This window comes from Pedobacter sp. UBA5917 (assembly GCF_002432345.1).
GTDB lineage: Bacteria > Bacteroidota > Bacteroidia > Sphingobacteriales > Sphingobacteriaceae > Pedobacter.
The window spans coordinates 23,632-48,409 of sequence record NZ_DJDT01000147.1 but is presented as its reverse complement, the minus strand read 5'-3'; the positions used below and the strand labels follow the sequence as shown (position 1 = coordinate 48,409).

21 protein-coding genes and 2 tRNA genes are annotated in these 24,778 nt (G+C 38.4%); 18 read left to right on the top strand and 5 right to left on the bottom strand.

The window, feature by feature from the left end; genetic code table 11:
• From B2V92_RS08975 to B2V92_RS08910, 14 genes are all read left to right on the top strand, one after another.
• Positions 1–2,292, top strand: a 2,292-nt coding sequence (locus B2V92_RS08975; RefSeq protein WP_293307049.1) for an ABC transporter permease, incomplete at its 5' end; no start/stop codon positions are given.
• Between the two features lie 75 nt (positions 2,293–2,367).
• Positions 2,368–4,764, top strand: a complete 2,397-nt coding sequence (locus tag B2V92_RS08970) for an ABC transporter permease (protein ID WP_293307047.1) — start codon at positions 2,368–2,370, stop codon at positions 4,762–4,764.
• 173 nt (positions 4,765–4,937) lie between these two features.
• Entirely contained in the window at positions 4,938–7,361 is a 2,424-nt protein-coding gene (locus B2V92_RS08965) for an ABC transporter permease (RefSeq protein ID WP_293307045.1), read from the top strand.
• A 249-nt stretch (positions 7,362–7,610) separates the two neighbouring features.
• Complete coding sequence (locus B2V92_RS08960; protein ID WP_293307043.1) at positions 7,611–8,291, top strand: ABC transporter ATP-binding protein; 681 nt, start codon at positions 7,611–7,613, stop codon at positions 8,289–8,291.
• 297 nt (positions 8,292–8,588) lie between these two features.
• Positions 8,589–9,752: an aspartyl protease family protein gene (locus tag B2V92_RS08955; protein WP_293307041.1), complete on the top strand. Its 1,164-nt coding sequence runs from the start codon at positions 8,589–8,591 to the stop codon at positions 9,750–9,752.
• Between the two features lie 158 nt (positions 9,753–9,910).
• Positions 9,911–10,708, top strand: coding sequence for an ABC transporter substrate-binding protein (locus B2V92_RS08950; protein WP_293307039.1), 798 nt, complete (start codon positions 9,911–9,913; stop codon positions 10,706–10,708).
• A 61-nt stretch (positions 10,709–10,769) separates the two neighbouring features.
• A complete protein-coding gene (locus B2V92_RS08945) occupies positions 10,770–11,072 on the top strand; it encodes a hypothetical protein (RefSeq protein ID WP_293307037.1) in 303 nt (100 codons plus the stop codon).
• A 278-nt stretch (positions 11,073–11,350) separates the two neighbouring features.
• Positions 11,351–11,432: transfer RNA gene (locus B2V92_RS08940), tRNA-Leu, on the top strand.
• Positions 11,433–11,807: 375 nt separating this feature from the next.
• Positions 11,808–11,889, top strand: a tRNA-Leu gene (locus B2V92_RS08935).
• A gap of 175 nt (positions 11,890–12,064) precedes the next feature.
• The gene (gene tig / locus B2V92_RS08930; protein ID WP_293307035.1) at positions 12,065–13,417 is read left to right on the top strand and encodes a trigger factor; all 1,353 of its coding nucleotides are present in this window, start codon (positions 12,065–12,067) and stop codon (positions 13,415–13,417) included.
• A 70-nt stretch (positions 13,418–13,487) separates the two neighbouring features.
• Positions 13,488–13,844, top strand: a complete 357-nt coding sequence (locus B2V92_RS08925) for a four helix bundle protein (RefSeq protein WP_293307033.1) — start codon at positions 13,488–13,490, stop codon at positions 13,842–13,844.
• Between the two features lie 159 nt (positions 13,845–14,003).
• Complete coding sequence (gene clpP, locus B2V92_RS08920) at positions 14,004–14,711, top strand: ATP-dependent Clp endopeptidase proteolytic subunit ClpP (protein ID WP_293307031.1); 708 nt, start codon at positions 14,004–14,006, stop codon at positions 14,709–14,711.
• Positions 14,695–15,933 carry an ATP-dependent Clp protease ATP-binding subunit ClpX gene (gene clpX / locus B2V92_RS08915; RefSeq protein ID WP_293307029.1) on the top strand — a complete coding sequence of 413 codons (1,239 nt, stop codon included), beginning with the start codon at positions 14,695–14,697 and terminating at the stop codon, positions 15,931–15,933. The genes clpP and clpX overlap by 17 nt, the downstream gene beginning before the upstream one ends.
• Before the next feature lie 94 nt (positions 15,934–16,027).
• Positions 16,028–16,891 (top strand): AMP nucleosidase, encoded by an 864-nt coding sequence (locus B2V92_RS08910; protein ID WP_293307027.1) that lies wholly within the window; start codon positions 16,028–16,030, stop codon positions 16,889–16,891.
• Between the two features lie 134 nt (positions 16,892–17,025).
• Here B2V92_RS08910 and B2V92_RS08905 read toward each other — a convergent pair whose 3' ends face one another.
• Together B2V92_RS08905 and B2V92_RS08900 are read right to left on the bottom strand one after the other, a co-directional pair.
• On the bottom strand, positions 17,026–17,685 hold the full coding sequence (locus B2V92_RS08905; protein ID WP_293307025.1) for an ATP-binding cassette domain-containing protein: 660 nt from the start codon (positions 17,683–17,685) through the stop codon (positions 17,026–17,028).
• 773 nt (positions 17,686–18,458) lie between these two features.
• Entirely contained in the window at positions 18,459–19,319 is an 861-nt protein-coding gene (locus B2V92_RS08900; protein WP_010601359.1) for a sigma-70 family RNA polymerase sigma factor, read from the bottom strand.
• A 464-nt stretch (positions 19,320–19,783) separates the two neighbouring features.
• Between B2V92_RS08900 and B2V92_RS08895 the strand changes: the two genes are divergently transcribed.
• The 4 genes from B2V92_RS08895 to B2V92_RS08880 are packed head-to-tail and all read left to right on the top strand — an operon-like array spanning position 19,784 to position 21,958.
• Positions 19,784–20,290 carry a hypothetical protein gene (locus B2V92_RS08895; RefSeq protein ID WP_293307001.1) on the top strand — a complete coding sequence of 169 codons (507 nt, stop codon included), beginning with the start codon at positions 19,784–19,786 and terminating at the stop codon, positions 20,288–20,290.
• A gap of 1 nt (position 20,291) precedes the next feature.
• Positions 20,292–20,783, top strand: coding sequence for a DUF2975 domain-containing protein (locus tag B2V92_RS08890; protein WP_293306999.1), 492 nt, complete (start codon positions 20,292–20,294; stop codon positions 20,781–20,783).
• 4 nt (positions 20,784–20,787) lie between these two features.
• Positions 20,788–21,714 carry a DUF2975 domain-containing protein gene (locus B2V92_RS08885; RefSeq protein ID WP_293306997.1) on the top strand — a complete coding sequence of 309 codons (927 nt, stop codon included), beginning with the start codon at positions 20,788–20,790 and terminating at the stop codon, positions 21,712–21,714.
• Positions 21,715–21,751: 37 nt separating this feature from the next.
• Positions 21,752–21,958, top strand: coding sequence for a helix-turn-helix domain-containing protein (locus B2V92_RS08880; RefSeq protein ID WP_293306995.1), 207 nt, complete (start codon positions 21,752–21,754; stop codon positions 21,956–21,958).
• A gap of 165 nt (positions 21,959–22,123) precedes the next feature.
• Here the strand turns inward: B2V92_RS08880 and sucC are convergent, their stop codons facing one another.
• The 3 genes from sucC to B2V92_RS08865 form a co-directional block, all read right to left on the bottom strand.
• Complete coding sequence (gene sucC / locus B2V92_RS08875; protein ID WP_113951366.1) at positions 22,124–23,323, bottom strand: ADP-forming succinate--CoA ligase subunit beta; 1,200 nt, start codon at positions 23,321–23,323, stop codon at positions 22,124–22,126.
• Positions 23,324–23,586: 263 nt separating this feature from the next.
• A complete protein-coding gene (locus tag B2V92_RS08870) occupies positions 23,587–24,285 on the bottom strand; it encodes a hypothetical protein (RefSeq protein ID WP_293306992.1) in 699 nt (232 codons plus the stop codon).
• Positions 24,286–24,387: 102 nt separating this feature from the next.
• A complete protein-coding gene (locus B2V92_RS08865) occupies positions 24,388–24,696 on the bottom strand; it encodes a hypothetical protein (RefSeq protein WP_293306990.1) in 309 nt (102 codons plus the stop codon).
• Positions 24,697–24,778 lie beyond the last annotated feature (82 nt).

Below are 24,778 nucleotides of genomic sequence, written 5' to 3'. Positions count from 1 at the left end.
TGTATCCTCATTTTTATTTTTATCCGTTATCAGATGAGCTTTGATGAGGGTTTTAAAAATAAAGAGAGGATTTTCCGGGTGGTTTCTACCTGGCATTACCAGGATGGAAATGAGTTTTCATCGCAGGGTGTTCCTTTGCCCTTAACACCTGCCATGCGCAACGATCTTTCGCCCTATATTGAAAAGATTTCGGCTATTGAAACGGCTACAGGTCTGGTAAAAATTAATGATGTAAGCGGCAGGGAAAAACTGAAAGCAATAGAAAATGTATTTTATGCAGAGCCAGATTTCTTCAGCATATTTAATTACCAATGGTTATCCGGCGATTACCATTCACTGGCCGACCCGGATCATGTGGTGCTTTCGAAAGAAATGGCAACCAAATTTTTTGATGATTGGAAACTGGCACTCGGAAAAACAGTCAATTTCGATGGAAAAGTTAATTACACGGTTACCGGTGTAATAGATGATATTGCAGAAAATAACTCTATCCCCTTAAAAATTATACTTCCGTACAAATCATTTAAAGATAGAAATTTAACAAACTGGGGAGCTGTTGGCTCGGGATCGGAAAGCTATCTTTTACTGAAACCGAACATCAATATCGAAATGCTCGATGGACCTTTAAAATCATTTATCAAAAAATATTATGTAGAAAAATCGCCGGGTAAAGAAGGACATTTATTTCAACCGCTAAGGGATATTCATTACAACGATAGGTTCGGTAATTTTTCGGGCAGGATTATGCCTAAAAAACAGCTTTATGGTTTAGCCATCATCGGACTTTTTCTGATGATTACCGCATCAATCAATTTCATTAACCTGGCTACAGCCCAGGCAGTAAGCCGATCTAAGGAAGTTGGGGTTAGGAAGGTGATGGGAAGCCAGCGGAGCCAGCTCATTATACAGTTTTTAACGGAAACACTAACTGTGGTATTTATTTCATTGCTGATCGGAAGCGTACTTACGGAAATTGCGTTGCCCGGCATGCAAAATCTCTTCGGCTCGAAAATCTCGTTTAGTATTTTTGAACACCCGGTTATTCTGGTATTTATGTTGTTTTTGATGGTTTTTGTAAGTCTATTGGCCGGTTTTTATCCGGCAATAGTGATGTCGGGCTTCAACCCTGCTTTAGCCATTAAAAACAAAATTGCCGCAAATACAGGCGGTTTAGGACTAAGGAAAATTTTGGTTGTGGTTCAGTTCTCCTTAACGGTTGTATTAATTATCGGCACCCTGGTTATTTTGCAGCAAATGAGGTACATCAGGGAGCAACCCCTTGGCTTTAACCCTACAGCGGTTGCAATGGTAGATTTACCTAACGACAGTTTGACAATTGATCGTTTTGCCCGCTTCAAAACCCAGCTCAAGCAGATTCCTGGGGTAGAAGACGTAAGTTTTTGCCGTACAGCCCCTTCATCACAAAATAATAACGGTAATACTTTTTCTTACAACGGCAGTAAAACAGCCGATTTTCAGGTGAATGTTAAAAATGCCGACGAAGATTATTTGAAAACTTTTGGTCTAAAACTAGCAGCCGGAAGAAATATTGCAAAATCAGACACGATTAATGGATACCTGGTAAACGAAACGTTGTTAAAGAAACTCAATATCACACAACCGGGTGATGCCATTGGGAAGAACATTTCGCTGGGCGGAATGACGGCACCGATTGTTGGCGTAATCAGGGATTTTAAAAATAAGAGTTTGCACCAATCTATCGATCCGATTTTGGTTGGCGCGCTAAAGAAGAGATTTTTTTATGCGGCCATAAAATTAGATGCAAAACAGATGGTTAAAACCATGGGCACGGTATCAAAAGTTTGGAAGAATACTTTTCCGGAATATGTGTACAACGAATCCTTTTTGGATGATGAGATCAGGAATTATTATCAGGGCGAAAAAATAATGGGCACGCTTTTCAAGGTGTTCGCAGGGGTAATCATTTTTATTTCCTTTATCGGCCTGTTCGGCTTAATCTCATTTGTTGCCATGCAGCGAACAAAAGAAGTGGCCATCAGGAAAGTGCTGGGTGCTTCTACCATCGAATTGGTTAAAATGTTAAATGGCTCTTTCCTGGTGATGGTTTTTATTGCCAATCTGGTGGCATGGCCGCTGGCTTATCTGTTTGTTTCTAAATGGCTTTCAGGTTTTGCCTACCGCATCGAAATCAGTATCTGGCCTTTTGTACTGGCCATGGTAATTTCGATGGCTATTACGCTGATCACGGTGAGCCTCCGCTCTTATAAAGCTGCGGTTGCCAATACGATAGATGCACTTAAATATGAATAGACCTGCGGTTGGCGCTTGGCGTTTAGCGTGTACTTATCGCTTAGCGCCAAACGCTTTACGCTAAACACCAAAAAAATGTTCAGATTAAACCTAAAAATCGCCTGGCGCAACCTCTGGAAAAACAAAGGTTATACCCTGATCAATATACTTGGTTTATCGGTCGGGATGGCCAGCTGTATCCTCATTTTTATTTTTATCCGTTTTCAGCTCAGTTTTGATGAAGGTTATAAAAATGCAGGTCGCATTTACCGTGTGGTTACCGATTGGAAATACAATGCTTTCGACGATTTCTCGGCAGGTGTTCCGATACCTTTTACCGCTGCAGCCAGAAACGAAATAGCGGGCATAGAAAAGATAGGTGCAATTGCCAAATTAGATGACATTATACACATTAAGGATAATACAGGCAGGGAAATTTTAAAGAGCCAGGAAAATGTATATTTCGCCGAACCCGATTTTTTTGATATCATTAATATAAACTGGAAATATGGCAAACCGGCAGAAGCTTTAAAAGCCCCTAACAGCGTGGCCTTATCAGAGGCGATGGCCATTAAGTATTTTGGCAGCGTACAAAATGCAATTGGTAAAAGTATTACCATGGGTACCAAAACGCAGTTAAGCGTTACCGGAATATTTCAGGATATGCCGCAGAACAGCAGCTTTCCATTAAAAATAGTGATTGCTTACCAGAATTTATACAATTATTACGGTAACCGCGACTGTTGGGATTGCATCAATTCGAGTTTAAGCAGTTACATGTTGCTTAAAGAAGGACTGACCAGATCGGACTTAGATGGGGCCATGGCGAAATTCAATAAAAAATATTATGCTGATAAAAAGATTGAAGGTAACCAGGTAAACAGGCTTCAGCCTTTAAGCGAAATTCATTTTGATGAGCGCTATGATAATTTTGCCAATGCAACAATTGCCAAAGGCCAGATTTATGGCCTCGCCATTATCGGACTGTTTTTGATCTGTACAGCCTGTATCAACTTTATCAACCTAAATACGGCACAGGCTGTTAACCGGTCAAAAGAAGTAGGCGTGCGTAAAGTAATGGGGGGCAAGCGTAAGCAGCTTATTGTACAGTTTTTAACCGAAACCGTTGTGCTGGTTTTAATTGCGCTTTTAATTGCCTGTATGATCAGTGAGCTGGCCATACCTGCTATGCAGAACCTGTTTAAAAATCAGATTAGCTTTAGTTTGTTCGGGCACCCGGTTATTTTTGTATTTATGGTTTTACTGGTTGCATTTGTTGGCTTTTTGGCAGGCTTTTATCCGGCCATGATCATATCGGGTTTTAATCCGGCACTAGCCATAAAAAATAAGGTCACCCTTAACAATAATGGTTTAAGCCTGCGCAAAATTTTGGTAGTGGTGCAGTTTGCAATTACGGTTATACTCATCATCGGAACCATTGTAATTGTAAATCAAATGGATTACCTGCAACAGAAACCTTTGGGTTTTAATTCATCCACTGTGGTAATGGTAGGGATGCCCGGAGATCAGGTGAGTAAAGACAGGCGGAGTATTTTTAAAGAAAGGATTTTAAAAATACCCGGTGTACAACTGTTGAGCTATTGCCAGTCGCCACCTTTATCCCAGGATATAAATTCGACAAATTTTACCTTTAATGGAACGAAAAATAAAGATTTTGAGGTAAGGACCTGTAAGACCGATGAAAATTATTTTAAACTTTTCGATTTGAAGATTATTGCCGGAAAAGTTTTTATGAAGAGCGATACGGCCAATGGTTATGTGGTTAACGAAACCTTTCTGAAAAAAGTAGGCATAACGAAGCCCGAAAATGCCCTCGGTAAAATGATCAATGCCACAGGTATCAACATTCCGATTGTAGGTGTGGTAAAGGATTATAATGATAAATCGTTAAAAGAGAAAATTTCCGGTCTGGCCATTTCTGCTGATAAAAACCAGTACTGGCAGGCGGCAATAAAGTTGGAGGGCAAACAGCTCGTATCTTCCATGAACCAGATAGAAACCTTATGGAACATTACATTCCCAAATAATATTTATCATGCAGATTTTGTTGATGACCGGATAAAAGGCTATTATGAAAGTGAACACATTATGGGGATATTATTCAAGGTGTTTGCCAGTGTAATTATTTTCATCTCATTTATTGGTTTGTTCGGCCTGATTTCATTTGTGGCCATGCAACGAACCAGGGAAGTAGCCATACGGAAAGTTTTGGGCGCATCTACCTTACAGCTGGTTAAAATGCTTAATGGCTCGTTCCTGATAATGGTTTTTATTGCAAATATAGTAGCTTGGCCAATGGCCTACCTGTTTGTTTCGAAATGGCTTTCGGGTTTTGCCTATCGCATTGATTTAAGCCTTTGGCCCTTTGTTTTGGCCATGTTGATATCCATGCTGATTACTTTTATTACGGTAAGCTTTCGCTCTTATAAAGCGGCAAACGCCAATACCATTGATGTACTTAAATATGAATAGAGGTGGAAGGCTGAAGGTATTAGGGCTGAGGGTTTAAATGCCTAGCCCCTCAACCTTCCAACCTTTCAACTTTTAAAATAAATATGGCTGAAAGTTAGAATTAATACGGAATGGTTAAACGATTAGAACGGTAACCTTTCAACCTTCAACCTTTCAACCTTCAACCTTAAAATATGTTCAAACTCAACTTAAAAATTGCCCTGCGCAATCTATTCAGGAATAAAGTTTACGCAGCTATCAATATCGGTGGTTTGGCTATTGGCTTAACTGCTTTTGTATTGATGCTGTTATACATTAACCATGAAGAAAGCTATGATACCTGGGATGCAGGGCTTAAAAATGTTTACCAGATCAGGGAACGCCATAGCTTTTTTACCCCCGATAATAAGGAGCATCTGCAGGAATCGAACGAAAGCCGCGTGGGCAATCTGATCCGTCAAAAAGTTCCACAGGTAATTGCAGTTACGAAAGTAGATCCCGATTGGGACTTTAGGACCGATAATTCGGTTAGTGTGGGCAAGGCCGAACCCATTGCAGTTAACAGGATGAAAGATGCCGATAGCAGTTTCTTCCATGTATTTAAATATAGGTTTATACAAGGCAGCGAAAGTAAGGCCTTGAGTGCGCCCAAATCGGTTGTGCTAAAACAAAGTCTGGCCAAAAGGTTATTTGGCGAGGATATTGCCCTTGGTAAAGTAATTAAAGTGCTTGCCTGGCAGGGCGATGAAGGTACCGATTTAACCGTAACCGGTGTGGTAGAAGATTCTGCAACGCCCGAAACAGCAGGTTTTACGGCCATTATGCGTACCGGAAACAGGGATAGGGATCCCGATAATCCAACCAATAGTAATTATTGCCAGATTTACGCAAGGGTAAATAACGATACAGATCTCGAACTTTTAAACCAGACCCTTAAAAAAGTTTATATCGATTATAAAAAGTCGACAGCGCCCTTTAAAAAAATTGAATATAGAAGTTATTTCGCAGATGGTAAATATCTCGAATTAAAGGCACTTCCACTGGCTAAAGTTCATGGCAACCGTCCCTTCGAGATAAGCTGGCTTGAAAAATTAAAACCTGTAATTGCTATCTGCATATTTCTCCTGTTAGTGTCCATTATTAATTTTGTTAACCTGGTAACTGCCCAGTCCGTGCAACGCGCTAAAGAGGTTGGTGTTAAAAAGGTAATGGGTGCCTATAAACAACAATTGATCGGTCAGTTTTTATTGGAATGCGCACTACAGAGTATTGTTGCCCTGTTCCTGGCTGTGATATTGATTGAGGTATTGCTGCCTTCGTTCAACACCCAATTCCATGTTGAGCTTAGCTTTTGGTATAATCCACATCTTGCCGGCATGCTTTTACAGCTATTCGGACTTTTTACACTGGTAACCTTATTGGCCGGTTTTTATCCCGCCTGGATCTTATCTAACTACAATCCAGCATCTGTATTAAAAGGGAATTATGGCGATAGTTTAAGGGGCGTAACTTTACGTAATGTACTGGTCGTTTTTCAGTTTATCATTTCAGTAACCTTTATTATTGCCATTAGCGTGATGCATTTGCAGACAAATTACCTTAATAATAAAGATTTAGGTTTCGAACGTAGCAATCTTATCAATATCCGGTCTGGTTACGATCAAAGCCTTGTTGATAAGATCAAACGCATTCCCGGTGTACAGTATGTGGCTACTACAACGCAAGTAATGGGAAACACTTTTAATGTTCCACAGGAGATAGAATATAACGGAAATAAAATTTCCCTTAATACCGTAACGATAAGCATGGATGCGCTTTCGGCCCTGGGTGTAAAGCTTTTAAAAGGACGTGTGTTCTCGAAAGAATATAAGCAGGATACCATTAATACCGTAGTGCTGAACGAAGCTGCAGCAAAGCTGATCGGTAAAAATCCAATTGGTAAAAGTTATAAAATCATAAACCAGGATAAAATGTTAAACTTTCAGATTGTTGGTGTAATTAAGGATTATCATAACGAAGGGTTCGATAAAGGAGTGTTGCCAACACTTTACAAAGTAACCCATCTGGGAGGTACATCATCAACCAATAACCTGATCGTAAAGTTGAACAGTGATAAAAGTGCTGCCATTATCGAAAAAATAAAGACCGAATGGAAACGTACTTATCCTGATTTCCTGATGGAATATACCACCTTGAACACTGCTTTTGATAAAGTGCTCGAAAATAATAACCGTTTTATAAGCATGATTATGCTGTTCAGTGTGGTTTCTGTATCACTTTCCCTATTGGGACTGTTTGCTTTATCTACTTTTGTAGCAAAGCGCCGGACCAAGGAAATTGCCATGAGAAAAATTTTGGGGGCATCCAATATGCAGATCGTTGGGCTTTTGAATAAAACTTTTTTGGTTCTGGTAATCATTGCAAACCTGATCAGTTGGCCTGTTGCCTACCTTGTAGTTGGAAAATGGCTAAGTGGTTTTGCATACCGGATAGATATGCCGCTATACCCATTCCTTTTGGCCACCATTGTTTCCATAATCATTGCTGTTTTAACCGTAAGTATCCAGGCCCGAAAGGCTGCTTTAGGAAACCCGGTAAAAGCACTTAAATACGAATAAAGGTGTAAGGTTTAGGGTAAAAGGTGTAAGGTGACACGCCTATATCTTAAACCCTATGCCCTAAACCTTAAATACAAATAATAGAATAAAGTTTAATGTCAAGGTTTAAGTTTAACACACCAAAACCCTATGCCTTAAGCCCTATGCCCTAAACCTTAAATATGAATAATAGCATAAAGTTTAATGTCAAGGTTTAAGTTTAACACGTCCAAACCCTATGCCTTAAACCCTATGCCCTAAACCTTAAATATGATACAACTTAACAACATCGAAAAGTACTACGCCAACAAAGGCGTTAAAAATTATGTGCTCCGTTTGGTAACCACAACCATTAAGCAGGGAGAATTTGTTTCCATCATGGGACCATCAGGTGCGGGAAAATCGACCCTGCTTAACATCATCGGCATGCTCGAAGAACCAACTTATGGCACTTACGAATTTATGGGCGAAGACGTAACCTCGTTAAACGAACGTAAACGCATCGAACTTTACCGCAATCATATCGGCTTTGTGTTTCAGGCTTACCATTTAATCGACGAAATGACGGTTTACGAAAACATCGAAGCTCCCTTGTTATACAAAAAAGTGGGAAGCTCGGAAAGAGCAAGCAGAATTGCCGATCTGTTAGACCGTTTTAACATTGTTGCCAAAAAAGACCTGTTCCCTAATCAACTTTCTGGCGGACAACAACAGCTTGTTGGTATTGCGAGGGCTTTGGCCGCCCAGCCTTCTATTATCCTGGCTGATGAACCAACTGGTAACCTGCAATCGGCACAGGCTGAGGAGATTATGGAATTATTCAAAAAATTAAACCAGGAAGATGGCATTACCATTATCCAGGTTACCCACTCTGAAAAAAATGCACAATATGGCAATAGGATTTTACACATTGCCGATGGTGTGGTAAAAGAGGATGTTACTGTGGCTTAAATAGTATATTAGCTATAGAAGCAAAAAATGCACGCAGATATACCATCCGTGTTTATCTGTGTGCATCCCCGCCTGACCGGCTGGGCAGGTGTGGTTAAAAACTGAATGAAACCTTGCTCCGAAATAAAACATTCGAGAGCCGTCATCCTGAATTTATTTCAGGGTCTATTTGGCATATACTAATAAATTAGCCAAAATACATTTTGGACTGGACGTTTGAAATCCTTTCCAAAATAAACATATTTTTATCCATAATACTACTCCTAATCATTAAATTCGTTTTCTAAAACCATTTTAATGAAACAGCTCCTGATTCTTGCATTTTCTTTCCTTTCTATCGCCAGCTTTGCCCAAAAGCAGTTACCAATTATAAAAGCAAATTCTAAAACAGCGAAGATTTTGGAAGAAGATGGTCTAACAAAAGGCTGGACAATTGATCCGAAAACAAATCCTGATGTTTTTACCACTTCAAAACTTGTAAAAGCTAAATCGGTTAAATTTAAAACCGATATCGATTCCATTATCTTTAAAATCAAACCCGGTGAAAAAAAGGATTTTATTGTACTCTTAAATGGGAAAGATTCGTGCCTCACCAGGATTACCAGTCCGGAAATTAAAAATTTCAGTAAAATCAAACCCGAAATCCACGACAGTATCCCGCTTTTTATCAATAGTGAGAGCACCATTTACGTTAAATCGGTACTCAATAAAATAGACACACTGAATTTAAATTTCGATAGCGGAACAACTGAACTGGTGATTACCGACGAGGTATTAAAGAACAAGGTAAAATCTGATCCTAAACTTTACAATACCTATTATAACCTTAGCTTGGGTAACAGTGATTATAAAACCAGGGTTTATCCTGCACAGCTTACCGGAGTAGGTACCGAAGGAAGGTTTGGCTGGGACCTGTTTGATGGAAAAATACTTGAACTCAATTACGATAAAAATGTAATGGTTGTTCACTCTGTGCTGCCAAAATATGTAAGCAAGGATAAAAGCTTTACCAGTTTGAATATCAGATATTTTGCAGAACTTTTTCTGATAGAAAGTACCATCGAACAGAGCGGAATAAAAAATACGGACTGGTTTCTTTTTGATACCGGTTATCATCGCACAGCCATGCTTGATAACGATCTGCTTAAAAACGGAAACTTCCCTACTGATAAAATGGAAGTAATCAAGAAAGTAATAATGCGTGGTGCTACCGGGAATGAGATCCCTGTGGTTACTGCTAACCTGCAGACCTTAAAATTGGGTAAATATGATTTGAAAGATGTACCTGTACAGCTCATAACCGGTAACAAACCCTTAAGAGGAGCAAATATCCATATTTTGGGCAACGAGGTTTTAAAACGTTTCAACACCTTTTTCGATTTTCAGAACAATGTAGTTTACCTTAAACCGAACCATTTTTATAACGATACCTACGTAGAGCAGAAAAAGAGCGGCGCGTAGTTTTATATACAAGATCGTCATCTCGACTGAAGCGCAGCGGAATGCCCGCCTGCTTCGGGCAGGGAGAGATCTATTTCTAGGCAGATTTCTCGACTTCGTTGCACTTCGCTCGAAATGACGACAGCTGTAGTTTAAACCCTAAACCATACCTTTGCTTTATGCAAAAAACGTTTACCGATCAAATGGGGCAGGAGATCACCATCAATTTCCCTCCAAAACGGATTATTTCTGTTGTACCCTCACAAACAGAACTTTTATTCGATTTAGGTCTGGATCAGGAAATTATCGGATTGACTAAATTTTGTATCCATCCGATAGAAAAATTTGCAACGCGCACCAAAGTAGGGGGGACGAAAAAACTCAATATCGATCTCATTAAAGATTTAAAGCCCGATCTCATCATCGGTAATAAAGAGGAAAATACACAGGGTGATATAGAAGAACTTGCCGAATATTTCCCGGTTTGGATGAGCGATATTTTTACCCTTGATGATGCGATGAAAACCATCAGCGAAATAGGAGCTCTGGTAGATCGCGAACCCGAAGCCAGTTACCTTAACCACCTTATTTCGGCCGGCTTTAACGACCTGAAAACACTTGCACTTCAAAATCATATCGACAAAAAAGTAGCTTACCTCATTTGGCGTAAACCCTATATGGCCGCTGGAAAAAATACTTTTATCAATGATATTCTGCTCCTTAACGGTATGACAAATGTTGTAGAAAGCGAACGCTATCCCGCGATAACACTGGAAGAGCTGAAAACTACAAACTGCGAACTGGTTCTACTGTCGTCAGAGCCTTATCCTTTTGGCGAAAAACACATTGAAGAAATTCAATCAGCCGTTCCCAATGCCAAAGTAATGTTGGTTGACGGGGAGATGTTCAGCTGGTATGGCAGCAGATTAGTTAAAGCCGTTCAATATTTTTTCGAATTTCAAAAACAACTTTATTAAGCATACCGTTTTAATTTTTGTAAATTGTAGCATAAAATTAAATCACCCCGTTTAAACTACCATGAAGAAAATATTAGTATTATCCCTGTTTGTTGCTGTAATTTCTGGCTGTAGCTCCATGAAAGATGCAAACCACACCGGCTCTGTTACCGCAAGCGGAACCATTCAAAAACTGGGTATGAGTACCTTTCAGTACGGTACGCACCTGCTAAAAGCCGATAACAAAACCTATGCTTTAAAAAGTGGCTCAATCAATCTTGATACTTATTTAGATCGAAAAGTAAAGATAAAAGGAAAAAAGGTTAAAGGTTATCCAATAGATGGCGGACCGGAGTTGGTTGATGTAACACTGGTTGAGTTTTAGGTAAAATGGAGCATATATAATGGAAAATGGATGATGTAGGATGGGAAATGTATGATGGGGCATGTTGCGGGGGAATCTCCATGGTCTGTGTTTCACAAACCATCGGTAAGATTTATTTATCTATCTATGTTAATTTGTAAAATATAGATATTAAGCCATTTATGTATCTGTGTCTCGCAAGGACCAACATTAATCCAATTTTATGGTCTATAAGTCATCATAAAAGTTTGATTTTCCAATTTAGTTTCTATCTTTGCAGTCCTTAAAACATCCTATCTGCGGAAGTGGCGTAATTGGTAGCCGCACCAGACTTAGGATCTGGCGCTTCACGGCGTGGGGGTTCGAGTCCCTTCTTCCGCACAACACGATAAACCGTTCCGACTTGATGTCGGAACGGTTTTTTTGTTTCCTCGGCATTATTGAATTTGGTAGCGTCCCATCGGGACGCTTCATGGGTAGCCAATTGCAAGATTGGCGTTTCCGTTCCGTAGGAACGTTTGGTGTTTACGTATTGATTTTGTTTTACGTTACAAGTTTCCCATGGTTTGTGTCTTCATGGTTTGTGTCTCCACAAACCATCACAAAAACTCCCAATAAACCGTTCGGTTAGTTTTTTTTCTCCTTAAAAACTAAATAGTTACCATTTTGTAATCAAAATAATCAATAAAATATTGGCGATGGCTTTTGATTATTCAATCTTGTTTCTATCTTTGCAGTCCTTACAACATCCTAACTGCGGAAGTGGCGTAATTGGTAGCCGCACCAGACTTAGGATCTGGCGCTTCACGGCGTGGGGGTTCGAGTCCCTTCTTCCGCACAACAAGATAAAGGCCGTTCCGATTTAAACATCGGAACGGTTTTGTTTTTAAAAACATTGATTAATAAAAATTGATGTGCTGTTTTAATTGGAAAGATATGTGTCATTTGTCTCAAATCTCATATCATAATACTCAAATCTAATTGCATATCTCAATACTCATATCTCAGAAAAAATGAATATTACACAGGAAAAAACCGGCAACTTAAATGCTGTTGTAAAAATCAAGATCGCACCTGCTGATTATACTGGAAAAGTAGAGAAAGCCATTAAAGATCAAGCTAAAAAAGCGCAATTACCTGGTTTCCGTAAAGGAATGGTTCCTGCTGCCCACATTAAAAAAATGTATGGCAAAAGCATCCTGGTAGAAGAGGTTAACAACTTATTGAACGATACCCTATCTAACTATATCGCAGAGCAAAAATTAGAAATTTTAGGTCAACCACTTCCTAAAATGGACGATGAGCGCGAATTTAAATGGGATAATACAGATGATTTCGAATTTGATTATGAGTTGGGTTTAGCGCCTGCTTTTGATGTAAACGTTTCATCTAAAGATAAATTTACCGAGTATGTGGTTAAAGCTGATCAGGAAACTTTAGAAAGCCGTATCAAAAACATCCGTCGTAGCTATGGTAAAATGACAAATCCTGAGGTTTCTGCTGATGGTGATGTACTTTATGCTGAGTTAACCCAGGTTGCTGATGGTGCTGCTGTTGAAGGTGGTATTACCAGTACTGCAACTATCCGTTTGGATCAGATAAAAGATAAAAAAATCCTTAAATCGTTAATCGGTTTAAAGAAAGAAGATGAAGTTACCATCGATATCCAGAAAGCACTTGAAGATGCTGCGGTAATTGCAAAAGCTTTAAACATTTCTGAAGAGCAGGCTGCCGAATTAAAAGCAGATTTTAAACTTCATATCAAAAACGTAAACCGTTTAGAAGAATCAGACTTAAACCAGGAATTTTTTGATAAACTTTTTGGCGAAGGTACAGTAACTGACGAAGCTGGTTTCAAAGCAAAAATTACTGAAGAAGTAGAAAGCATGTTTAAACAGGATGCTGAACGTAAATTATCGAACGATATTTACGAGGCATTGTTAGTTAAACACAACTTCGAATTGCCGGATGAGTTCCTACGTCGCTGGTTAAAAGCAACCAACGAAAAATTAACCGACGAAGAATTGGCAGAAGGTTATGACGATTTTGCTAAAAACCTTAAATGGACTTTGATCGAAAACAAAATTATCAAAGATAACAGCATCGAAATTAAATATGAAGATGTAGTTCAGGCTGCTAAAGCAAAATTAGATGCACAGTTCAGAATGTACAGCCCAAGCCCGCTTCCTGAAGATCAACTGGCACAATATGCCGTTCAGTTTTTACAGGACAAAGAAAATGCTAACCGTGTTTTCGAAGAGGTTAAAGCATTAAAAACTTTCGAGCAGATCAAATCTATCGTTACTTTAGAACAAAAAGATATTGATTACGATAAGTTTGTAGCGCTTGTTGAGAAAAAAGCATAGTGCAAGGGGTATAGTGCATAGCACTTTTAATGCCCAAAGCTAAAGTCAATTTAAAATCTTATTTTGTTGTATGGCAAAATTTAGATTTCAAGACTTGCAAATTTGGCAGAGAGCCATCATTGTAGGTAATAAGTTGATAGATATTTCTGAGAAATTAGAAGAAATTAAAAAATTTAGATTCGCAGAGCAGCTTCGAGGAGCTGCTCTTAGCGTATCTAATAATATCGCGGAAGGATCAGGCTCCAACTCTGCTGCCGATTTTAAAAGGTTTTTAAACTATGCACATCGGTCTATCTTCGAAAATGCCAATATTCTTTTGGTGTTAAATTTAAGATTACTAGTTTCTGACAAGGATTTGGCAGATTTATTAGAAGATTTAGATATTTTAGCAAGGATGATTACCAGCTTTTCTAAAAGTTTGAAATAACGGGGATGCTATATTGTCATAGATTTCGATATGGTATGCTCTTTGTCTAAACCACTATATAATTGAAATATTATTTATATTTTGGTTTTTTATTATTCACGAAACGACGGGGAACAGGAGCTCAAAGCTCTATGCCCTCTGCTAAAAACTCTATAACTCATGAACATAGATTCACAAGAATTCAGAAAATTTGCCGTTAAACATCAGGGGATTGGCGGTTTGCACGTAGATAAATTTATTGCTCAGGCTAATTTAAACCCTAAGAGCATGACACCATATATCATTGAAGAACGCCAGTTGAACGTAGCGCAAATGGATGTTTTTTCAAGATTAATGATGGACCGTATTATCTTTTTAGGTGATGCCATTTACGATCAGAATGCCAACATTATCCAGGCGCAGTTGTTGTTTTTACAGTCTGCAGATGCCGATAGGGACATTCAGATCTATATTAATTCGCCAGGTGGTTCGGTTTATGCCGGTTTAGGTATTTACGATACCATGCAATATATCCAACCTGATGTAGCTACTATCTGTACCGGTATGGCAGCATCAATGGGTGCGGTTTTATTGGTTGCAGGTGCTAAAGGAAAACGTGCTGCTTTACCTCATTCAAGGGTAATGATCCATCAGCCATCAGGAGGCGCACAGGGCGTGGCATCTGATATGGAGATCAACCTGAGAGAGATGTTGAAATTGAAAAAAGAATTATACGATATTATTTCAGAGCACTCTGGCCAAACATATGACTGGGTAGAGAAAGCTTCAGACCGCGATTACTGGATGACTGCTGATGAAGCAAAAGGATTTGGTATGGTTGACGAAGTATTATCGAGAAACGCAAATAAAAATGGCGAAACAAAATAAAGAATCCCGTTGCTCATTCTGCCATTCTGGCAAGCATGAAACTTTAATGCTGATTGAAGGCATGGATGCATTTATCTGCGATAAGTGCGTTACCCAGGCCAACCAGTTGCTTGCACAGGAATTAGGAACCAAAGGGACAAAAAATATTCAGGAGGCGATTAATTTATTAAAGCCTCTTGAAATTAAGCAACACCTTGATCAGTATGTGATTGGTCAGGATGATGCCAAAAAGGTACTTTCTGTTGCGGTTTACAACCACTACAAACGTTTAAACCAAAAGGTTGATAAAGACGAGATCGAGATTGAAAAATCGAATATCATGTTGGTGGGCGAAACAGGTACGGGTAAAACACTTTTGGCCAAAACCATTGCAAAAATTTTGCATGTACCTTTCTGTATCTGCGATGCCACTGTTTTAACAGAAGCAGGTTATGTAGGTGAAGATGTGGAGAGTATTTTAACCCGTTTGCTACAGGCTGCTGATTATGATGTAACGGCTGCCGAGCGTGGTATTGTATATATCGATGAGGTAGATAAGGTGGCGCGTAAAAGCGATAATCCATCCATTACCCGTGATGTATCAGGAGAGGGTGTTCAGCAGGCTTTGCTGAAGATTTTGGAAGGTACGGTAGTAAATGTTCCACCTCAGGGCGGACGTAAGCACCCAGACCAGAAAATGATCCCGGTGAATACGAACAACATCCTGTTTATCTGTGGTGGAGCATTTGATGGTATCGAACGCAAAATCGCCAATCGTTTACGTACGCAGGCTGTAGGATATAAAGTAAAGAAAGATGAGACTGTTTTAGATCTTAAAAATCTTTATAAGTATATTACACCACAGGATCTGAAATCTTTTGGATTAATTCCCGAATTGATTGGTCGTATACCAGTTCTTTCACACTTAAATCCATTGGATAAAGAATCGTTAAGGAATATTTTAACCGCACCTAAAAACTCATTGATCAAACAATATGTTAAGCTTTTTGCTTACGAAAATGTAAAACTTGTTTTTGATGAGGATGTTTTAGATTTTATTGTAGATAAAGCAATGGAATATAAATTGGGCGCACGTGGTTTAAGATCGATCTGTGAAGCAATTATGCTGGATGCAATGTTTGATACACCAACGCAAACAGATGTCAAGGAGCTGCATATCAATCTCGATTACGCGATAGAGAAATTTGAAAAGGCCGATTTTAAAAAGTTGCAGGCCGCTTAAAAAATCAAATCCTTCCCGTAATCGGGAGGGATTTTTTGTAATATAGTATTTGTTAACGCCATGCGTTTAGCGCTGTGCTTAAAGCTAGAAGAATATGAACGAAGAAAAAGATATAAAAAAAGATGAAGCCGTTGTAGAGCAATCAAAAAAAGTGAAAGAAGTAGAAACTCCTGTTAAAGCAGGGTTAAAATCTAAAGATGAAATTGTAAAAAACTGGTTGCCACGTTATACCGGCCGTCCCTTGGATCAGTTTGGAGATTATATCCTGCTCACCAATTTCAGTAAGTATGTAACCATGTTTTCTGAATGGAACGATAACGCGCCGATTATGGGGTTAGATAAGCCCATGCAGAGTGTTACCGCAAATGGCATTACCATTATCAATTTTGGTATGGGAAGTCCGCTGGCCGCCACCATGATGGATTTATTAACTGCGATCAGACCTAAAGCCGTGCTGTTTTTGGGTAAATGTGGCGGTTTGAAAAAGAAAAACCAATTGGGCGATCTGATCCTTCCGATTGCAGCCATCAGGGGTGAGGGTACATCAAATGATTACCTGCCTGCCGAAGTGCCGGCATTGCCTGCCTTCGCATTGCAGAAAGCGATTTCTACTACCATACGCGACCATGGTAGGGATTATTGGACCGGAACCTGTTACACCACCAACCGTAGGGTTTGGGAACACGATAAAGAGTTTAAAAAATATTTGAAAACTTTGCGTGCAATGGCTGTAGATATGGAAACCGCAACGATTTTTACCACAGCATTTGCCAATAAGATTCCTGCTGGTGCATTACTGCTGGTTTCAGATCAGCCAATGATCCCTGAAGGCGTTAAAACCGCAGAAAGCGATAGCAGTGTGACCGAAAAATATGTGGAAACACATTTGCGCATTGGTATCGATTCGTTAAAACAGTTAATTAACAACGGTTTAACGGTGAAACACTTGTTGTTTTAAGGATTTGTTATTAAGAAAGTACCTTCCTTCAAAATACTGTCCCACAATGCCGTCACCCTGAACTTGCTTCAGGGTCTTTCATACAAGATTAGATTTCCAAAAAACCGGCTATAGCCGGTTTTTATGTTGTATTCTCACTTATTCAGGTTCGGTAAATAACCATAAAGCATTAAATCATTGGTACTATTAATCGTGTAATTACAGCCATTGTGTAAAAGCACAATCCTGTCAGAAACATTAAGTATCGTTCTGTAGTCATGATCGGTTATCACGAAACCTTTAAACGGTTTTAAGCTGTTAATGTGGTGTTTCAGCTCATCAACCAATAATGGTGCTAATTGTGAAAAAGGCTCATCTAAAAGAACAAAATCTGCATCGCTGTAAATGATGATCAATGCTTCCAGTAACCTGCGCTCTCCACCCGAGAAATCCCTGAATTTCTTTTTAAAATTATCGGCAACAAAGGGGACTTCAAGTAATTTCTCCCTGTATATTTTACAGAATAGCTCAATTGCTGCGGCGACGCTTAACTTGTTCGGGATAAAATTATCCTGGGGTAGATAACAAAGGTTTTTTGATAAATAACCTCTGTCATATATTCTATTATCGATGTTGAGGTATTTAAAATCTGCTTTTACACTTCCGAAGATGATTTTTAACAAAGTAGATTTGCCGGAACCGTTTCTGCCCAGTAGGCCTACAACTTCACCAATTCCACACTTTAAATAAACGCTGCTTAATATTGCTCTATTGGCAAAAGATCGCTTAACACTGTCGATAAAAAGTCCCTGCATATTGATGATATAATTAAGATGGCGATAAAAACGGTAAAATCGTATAAAACCATGTTTGTTATGATTTTTCTAAAACCTATCCCTTGATTTTTAAAAAAGTAGGCTGTTGATCGGTAAAACATGAAGTATATAGCTGTAGAGAACAGCCAGCCAATAAGTTTGAGGAACAGGGCCAATGAATAAATGGCCGGCGCCTTAAAACCGTTTAAAATAAAAAATACCGATACCAATAAACTCACCAATTTATTCCATACAAAGATAGGCTTATAAACAGATATGGATTTTTTGAGCAGGTTAACCGACATAATTTAAAGATATGAAATCAGAACAGTAAATTTAGTTTTAGGTGCAGGAATGTCATTAAAAATAACTCCTCTAATTTGCTGTCACTTTGAGCGACTTCGATAGCTATCGGGTGCAGCGCAGTCGAGAACTACGAATTGCTCAGCGAAGCTAAATCTGCTTCGAGATAGATCTCTCCATTCCACTACGTTCCAGTCGAGATGACGGCCGTTTTATTTAGTTGTCATTCTGAGTTTACTCGAGAGAACGACTATTCTAGCGAGCCGTCACCCTGAACTTGTTTTATTAGCTGTTATTATTGTTTTTAATGGTCTAATAGCTACTTCGTGGTCAGGGTCTTTCATGCAAGATCAGATTTCTCCGTTCCACTGCGTTTCAGTCGGGATGACGAGTGAGCTATTAAAAAATGCATAAACAAAAAAAGACCGGCAAATAGCCGATCTTTTTTTGTTTTAATGAAATCCAATTTCTTATCCTAAATAAGATTTTAAGATTTTGCTTCTTGAAGTATGACGTAAGCGTTGTAGCGCTTTATCTTTAATCTGACGAACACGCTCGCGTGTTAGATTGAATTTCTCACCGATTTCTTCTAAAGAAAGTGGGTGGTTAGAACCTAAACCGAAGAATAAAACAATAATTTCTCTTTCTCTTTCTGTTAAAGTAGATAAAGAACGTTTAATCTCTTCTGATAAAGATTCGTTGATCAATGAGCTATCGGTGTTCGGCTCGTGGTTTTCCAATACATCCAATAATGTATTTTCTTCACCCTGAACAAAAGGGGCATCCATTGATACGTGACGACCGGAGTTACTTAGAGTGTCCGAAATTTTATCCACCGTAGTTTCTAAAATGTCGGCAAGTTCTTCCGGAGAAGGCTCACGCTCATATTCCTGCTCCAGCTTAGAGAAAGCCTTGCTGATTTTACTTAACGAACCTACCTGGTTTAATGGTAAACGTACAATACGGCTCTGCTCGGCAATGGCCTGAAGAATTGATTGACGGATCCACCAAACGGCATAAGAAATGAATTTGAAACCTTTGGTTTCATCAAAACGTTTTGCCGCTTTAATTAAACCCAGGTTACCTTCATTAATTAAATCACCTAATGTTAAACCTTGATTTTGATATTGTTTTGCAACAGATACAACGAAACGCAAGTTCGTTTTAGTTAAGCGCTCTAATGCAGCCTGATCACCTTCACGAATCTTCCTTGCTAAAATTACCTCTTCTTCTGCTGTTATTAAGTCTACTTTACCAATTTCATGTAGGTACTTATCTAAGGATTGACTTTCACGGTTGGTAATGGATTGCGTTATCTTGAGTTGTCTCATTTATACGAATTGTGTGCTCTTTAATTATTGAGTGTGCAAAGTTACGAAATTGTATGGCAATCCGAAAGGATAAAATGCTGAAAATGTTGCCGTTTGCACAACTTTTTTACAGTTTTACTTACTACAAAAATCATTCCAAATAAATTTCTGACATCATTTAAGCTGTCAGGCTGTTTATAGCTGTTATTCGCTTATTATTTATTGTAAAACAATAAATATATTTTGAATTGTAATAATTTATTATTTATGTTTGTGCTATAAATATTAAATAAAAATGACGTTTCTCCAATTTCCATTTTTTTATTCCAAACAGATCGCCCTTAACCGTACTGCGGTTTTTGGAGTCAGGATTTTTTGTCAGCCTGTTTTATATGTGCTGCCCATATTATCGGATAATTTTTTGTCGGATTTTTTCTAACCCAATTGTATAACCACTAAACCAAAATGATGTAACATCATAAATTATGAAAAACACGCTTCAACAAATTCAAAAAATATCGGTCGGCATGTGGCTGGTAGTTTGGCTGATATTTTTTATCTCCACAATATCCGAAATAATAAAAGACTTTAGCGCGCCAACCAACTCTATCCTGTTTCTCGATGGCATAAAGCAAACCGTATCAATCGGTTTTTATCTCTGTATAGGCTGGCTGCTGTTTAAACTGGTTTATAATGACCGGCAGTATATTGCAACCACAATTGTTTCGGAAGAAGGGATTAAAAAAATCAAGGCTATATGGTATGCCATATTTTCCTATCTGATTTTTAAATTCTTTTTTATCAGTATCATAAGCTGGTTTATTTTACCGGGGTTGGTTGATGTACAGCAGGCAGAGGTTTTGGGTTATGGGGTAAAGGTGGGTATAAAACCGTTTACCGATTTATTTATCGCCAACGTGATTGTTTGGGCGCTATTGCTGGTAATTAATTATTCGCTCAGGTTAAAAAAAGAAAACGATTTAACGATATAATATGAAAACAGATAATCAAATCAGGTTAATCAAAATGGGGTATATCATTACACTTTTAGTCGTATTTCTCTTTTCGTTTAAAGATGCAGTTAGGGGTTTTGAAGATGGTTATAGCGAAGGTGGAAAAGGGGGCTTATTTGGGCTGTTTGCAGGGATATTCATATTATTGATCACTTTCTTCGGCTTAAGGATCTTGGTTTATCTGTACCGTTTTATCGATTCGGTACAGGCAGGCGATGTTTTTAGCAACGAAAACGCAGAGCGCCTTAAACGTATGGGATGGTATTGTACTTTCATACCGTTTGCGTTATTCGTTTTTAATGCTTTAGAATATGCCAATCAATCGGGAAACCATAAAAACCTGACTTTAAGTATCATCGAAAATGTTGATTTCCAGATCTGGCTGTTGATTTTTGGCTTAACGCTTTTAACAATAGCTTTCGTATTTAAAAAGGGGATTGAACTCAAAAAAGAAAACGATTTAACAATTTAAAACCATGGAGAATTTAAAACCGTCAAAATCATTATTTGGTGATATTATTGGTGCCATTATCCTCGTAGCAATATGCTTTCTCTTTATTTGGATGATGATTAGTCCATTCTTTATAAGCCATTCTACAGGTGATAATAACGATTCTGAAAGTTACGAATGGGTAGATCCGCCTAATAAATATGATCTGTTAGATGATAGTGTAACAACACTTGAAAATGATCTTAATCGACTTAAATCAAAGGCTGCGTACAGTAAAAGCAATCTTTTGCCGGCTGTAGGATACAATTTCAATGGATTTTTTGGAGTTTCGGCCTATACCGATACCGCACGGAAAAACAAGCAAACATTTATTGGGTTATTGGATTTTGGGTTAAATCAGAATAGGTTCGATTTCAGAAATTCATCAAAATATTATTTTAAAGATGGAGTATCCCACCTGCAGGTTCCACAGCTCACAAAAATCGGTAAGCATAATTACAAAATAAGTTATACCGATAAAAAGGTTGATTACAGGTATGACCCGGGCAGAAATGTAATTTTAATCCCGCTGCATAGTGATGGTGGAATATTAACCGGTAAAATCCTTTCTTTGATGGTGGTTTTGGTTGCCTCTTTCATTTTTATGTTCGGTTTGGTTTTGATCATAAAGTTTCTGATCAGGATATCACGGAATCAGGTTTTTGAGGCGATCAATATCCGCAGGTTATTCTGGATTTCGATATGTTGTTTTGCCTCGGTACTTATCCGTTATGTTGTTTCTGGTGTATTATACCTTATCTATGCTAAAAAATTGTCGGCAGAAGTAATTTATGCCAAAAAAATCTCGGGTGGCGATATATCCCTTTTTCTGTTGGGCGTGCTGTTTATTGCGCTTTATGTTGCCTTTAAAAAAGGATTTAAACTTAAACAGGAAAACGATTTAACTATTTAGGTTATTTGGGAACATTCATAACTTTACCGATCCGATAATGGCTATAATAGTTAATTTAGATGTAATGCTTGCGCGACGGAAGATGTCGCTTACCGAATTGAGTGATCGGGTTGGGATAACCATGTCTAATTTGTCCATTTTAAAAACCGGTAAGGCAAAAGCAATCCGTTTTGAAACATTGGAAGCAATTTGTGGTATTTTAGATTGCCAGCCAGGCGATATACTGGAGTTTCGCGCTGACTAAACCTTGCAGGTTTCGCAAGCCCGCGAGAGCAAACCTATAAGGTCTTAAAGACCTTATAGGTTTTTTGAAAAAGAGGGGAATAAAAAAGCCTTCCAGTTTTTACTGAAAGGCTTTGAATATTGCTTAAAGCTTTGGTCTTTAACCTTTAGTTTTTTAGCTTAAAAACTATGCTTGTTCTGCCAAAACTTTGGTTACCAGATCAGCTGCTTCTTTTAAAGCAATTGCTGAATAAACCTGTAGGCCTGACTCATCAATCAATTTTTTAGCTTCTTCTGCATTTGTACCCTGCAAACGGCAGATAATTGGCACCGGAATGTTTCCGATTTCTTTATAAGCATCGATTACACCTTGCGCAACACGGTCACAACGAACAATACCACCAAAAATATTGATTAAGATTGCTTTAACGTTAGGGTCTTTGAGGATAATATTGAAAGCCGCTTTAACAGTCTGAGCGTTTGCAGTTCCACCAACGTCCAAAAAGTTTGCAGGCTCACCACCGGCAAGTTTAATGATATCCATGGTTGCCATGGCCAAACCAGCACCGTTAACCATACAACCTACGTTACCATCAAGGTTAACGAAGTTTAGGTTAGAAGCACTTGCTTCAACTTCCATTGGATCTTCTTCGGTTACATCACGCATTGCTGCATAATCAGGGTGGCGGAATAAACCGTTTTCATCCAAATTAACTTTAGCATCAACTGCGATTACTTTATCATCAGATGTTTTTAAAACCGGGTTGATTTCGAACATCGAAGAATCGGTTGCTTCGTAAGCTTTGTACAATGCCGAAACGAATTTCACCATTTCTTTAAAAGCATTACCGCTAACGCCAAGATTGAAAGCAATTTTACGTGCCTGGAAGCCCTGTAAACCAACTTTAGGATCGATTTCTTCTTTGAAGATCAGGTGCGGCGTGTGCTCTGCAACTTCTTCAATATCCATACCACCTTCGGTACTGTACATGATGATGTTACGGCCTTTTGCGCGGTCTAACAATACCGAAATATAGAATTCTTTGGTTTCAGAAGCACCTGGATAATAAACATCCTGTGCCACTAAAATTTTGTTCACTTTTTTACCTTCAGGACCGGTTTGAGGGGTAACCAACTGCATGCCGATGATGTCGGTTGCACGTTGTTTAACTTCATCAAGGTTTTTGGCTAATTTAACACCACCACCTTTACCGCGACCACCAGCGTGGATTTGCGCTTTAATTACAACCCAGTCAGAATTGTAATCTACTTTCAGTTGCTTAGCAGCCTCAACAGCTTGCTCAGGAGTATCGGCAACAATTCCTTCTTGAACGTTAACACCGAAACTTTTTAATATCTGTTTACCCTGGTATTCGTGAATATTCATCTGTTTATATTTTTGTCTTTATCTGTCAGATGGAGCCTTTTACTATTAAAACAATTGTTTTAATAGTATCGGGTTCATTTGCTACAAAATTTGCCCAAAGCTACAATTTCAAACCCTTTAAACAAATAGCAAATGCCGATTTTTTCAGAAAATGAACGTTTTATGTTAATCGCGAAAAAGAGGGTGGCAAGTATCGTAACCATATGTATTGAACCCTGGTTACAATCCTTGTTTTTACAATGAATTGATGGCTTAAAGATTTGCTAAAATATTTTTTTTGCTAAATTTTTAACTTCATCCTTTAATCCCTGATCAAAAACGACTTTAAATGCTTCTGTTTTTAGGTTGTAAACAAAATATTCTACTTCATCGGCTTCATTAAATTTTTTATCACCGTTTGAATCTTTGATCAGATCTATAAATATCAGGTTGTGCTGATCGTCTATTTTCCAGTTGCTTAGGTGGTAATTGTATGGTGTGATCCGCGTAAAAGCTGTTCCGTCGAGTTTCGAGATGTAAAATTTATGGGGATCCTTTGTTGTCAATTTTTTATCACCGTCATTATCCGAATCGGTAACGCTATAATAAATAAACTGATCGGATAAATTGTTTTTGTTATTCGATCTGTTTTCTGAATTACCGATGTTGAAAGAGTTGATAACAAGCCTTTCTTTAGTAAGTAATTCGCTTTTGCCAGAAAGCGTGTTATAAAAAATCATATTCCAATAGTTGTTGACTGCTTCTCTTTTATAACTATCGCTGTCATCGCTTTCATTTAGTTTTAAAGGGTAAAGCGCAAAGTCAGTTCCTTTTATGATGACAGGGGAACCATATTGTACTTCCTGTTGATTTTTTGGCTCGACACTGTTAATTTCTCCGGTAGAAATGGTCTTGCTTTCTTCAGTACATGCAGCAATTAAGATGAAACTGCCCAATAAGGCTATCGAGATTGTTTTTTTCATTGTCGTTAATTTGGTTTGAGGTTAAAATTTAGTCAATTTAACATATTTACTGTTCTGCCGTCTGGCGTATAATTGAACAGATAGCTGGCAAAGTGCTTAAATTTAACTTCCTGCAAAGGGCGTTCCGAAGATTCCAACGGCAAGTTCTGCCCAGATGAGGAACAGTGCCAGTAAAATTACAATAAGGATTACAGTACGTAAAGTACCTGTTTTTAGGTTTCTGATCACCAGTTCGATGGCCAAACCTGTACTTAACAATAGCGCGCCTGCTGTTGCAAAATCGATCAAAGTCCATTTTACCTCATTACTAAACTGCATGGCTATTAAAGGAATGGCCAAAATTGTTACTGTTATTGCCAAAATAGCAATGATCCTGAATTTGCCTGAGCCAAGTGTTTCCTGAATTTTCATGATTTTAATGTTTTAATTTAAGAATAAATAATTAAGTTTTAATTCCCCCGATACAATTTGCATCAGGGGAAATCCAAACTGG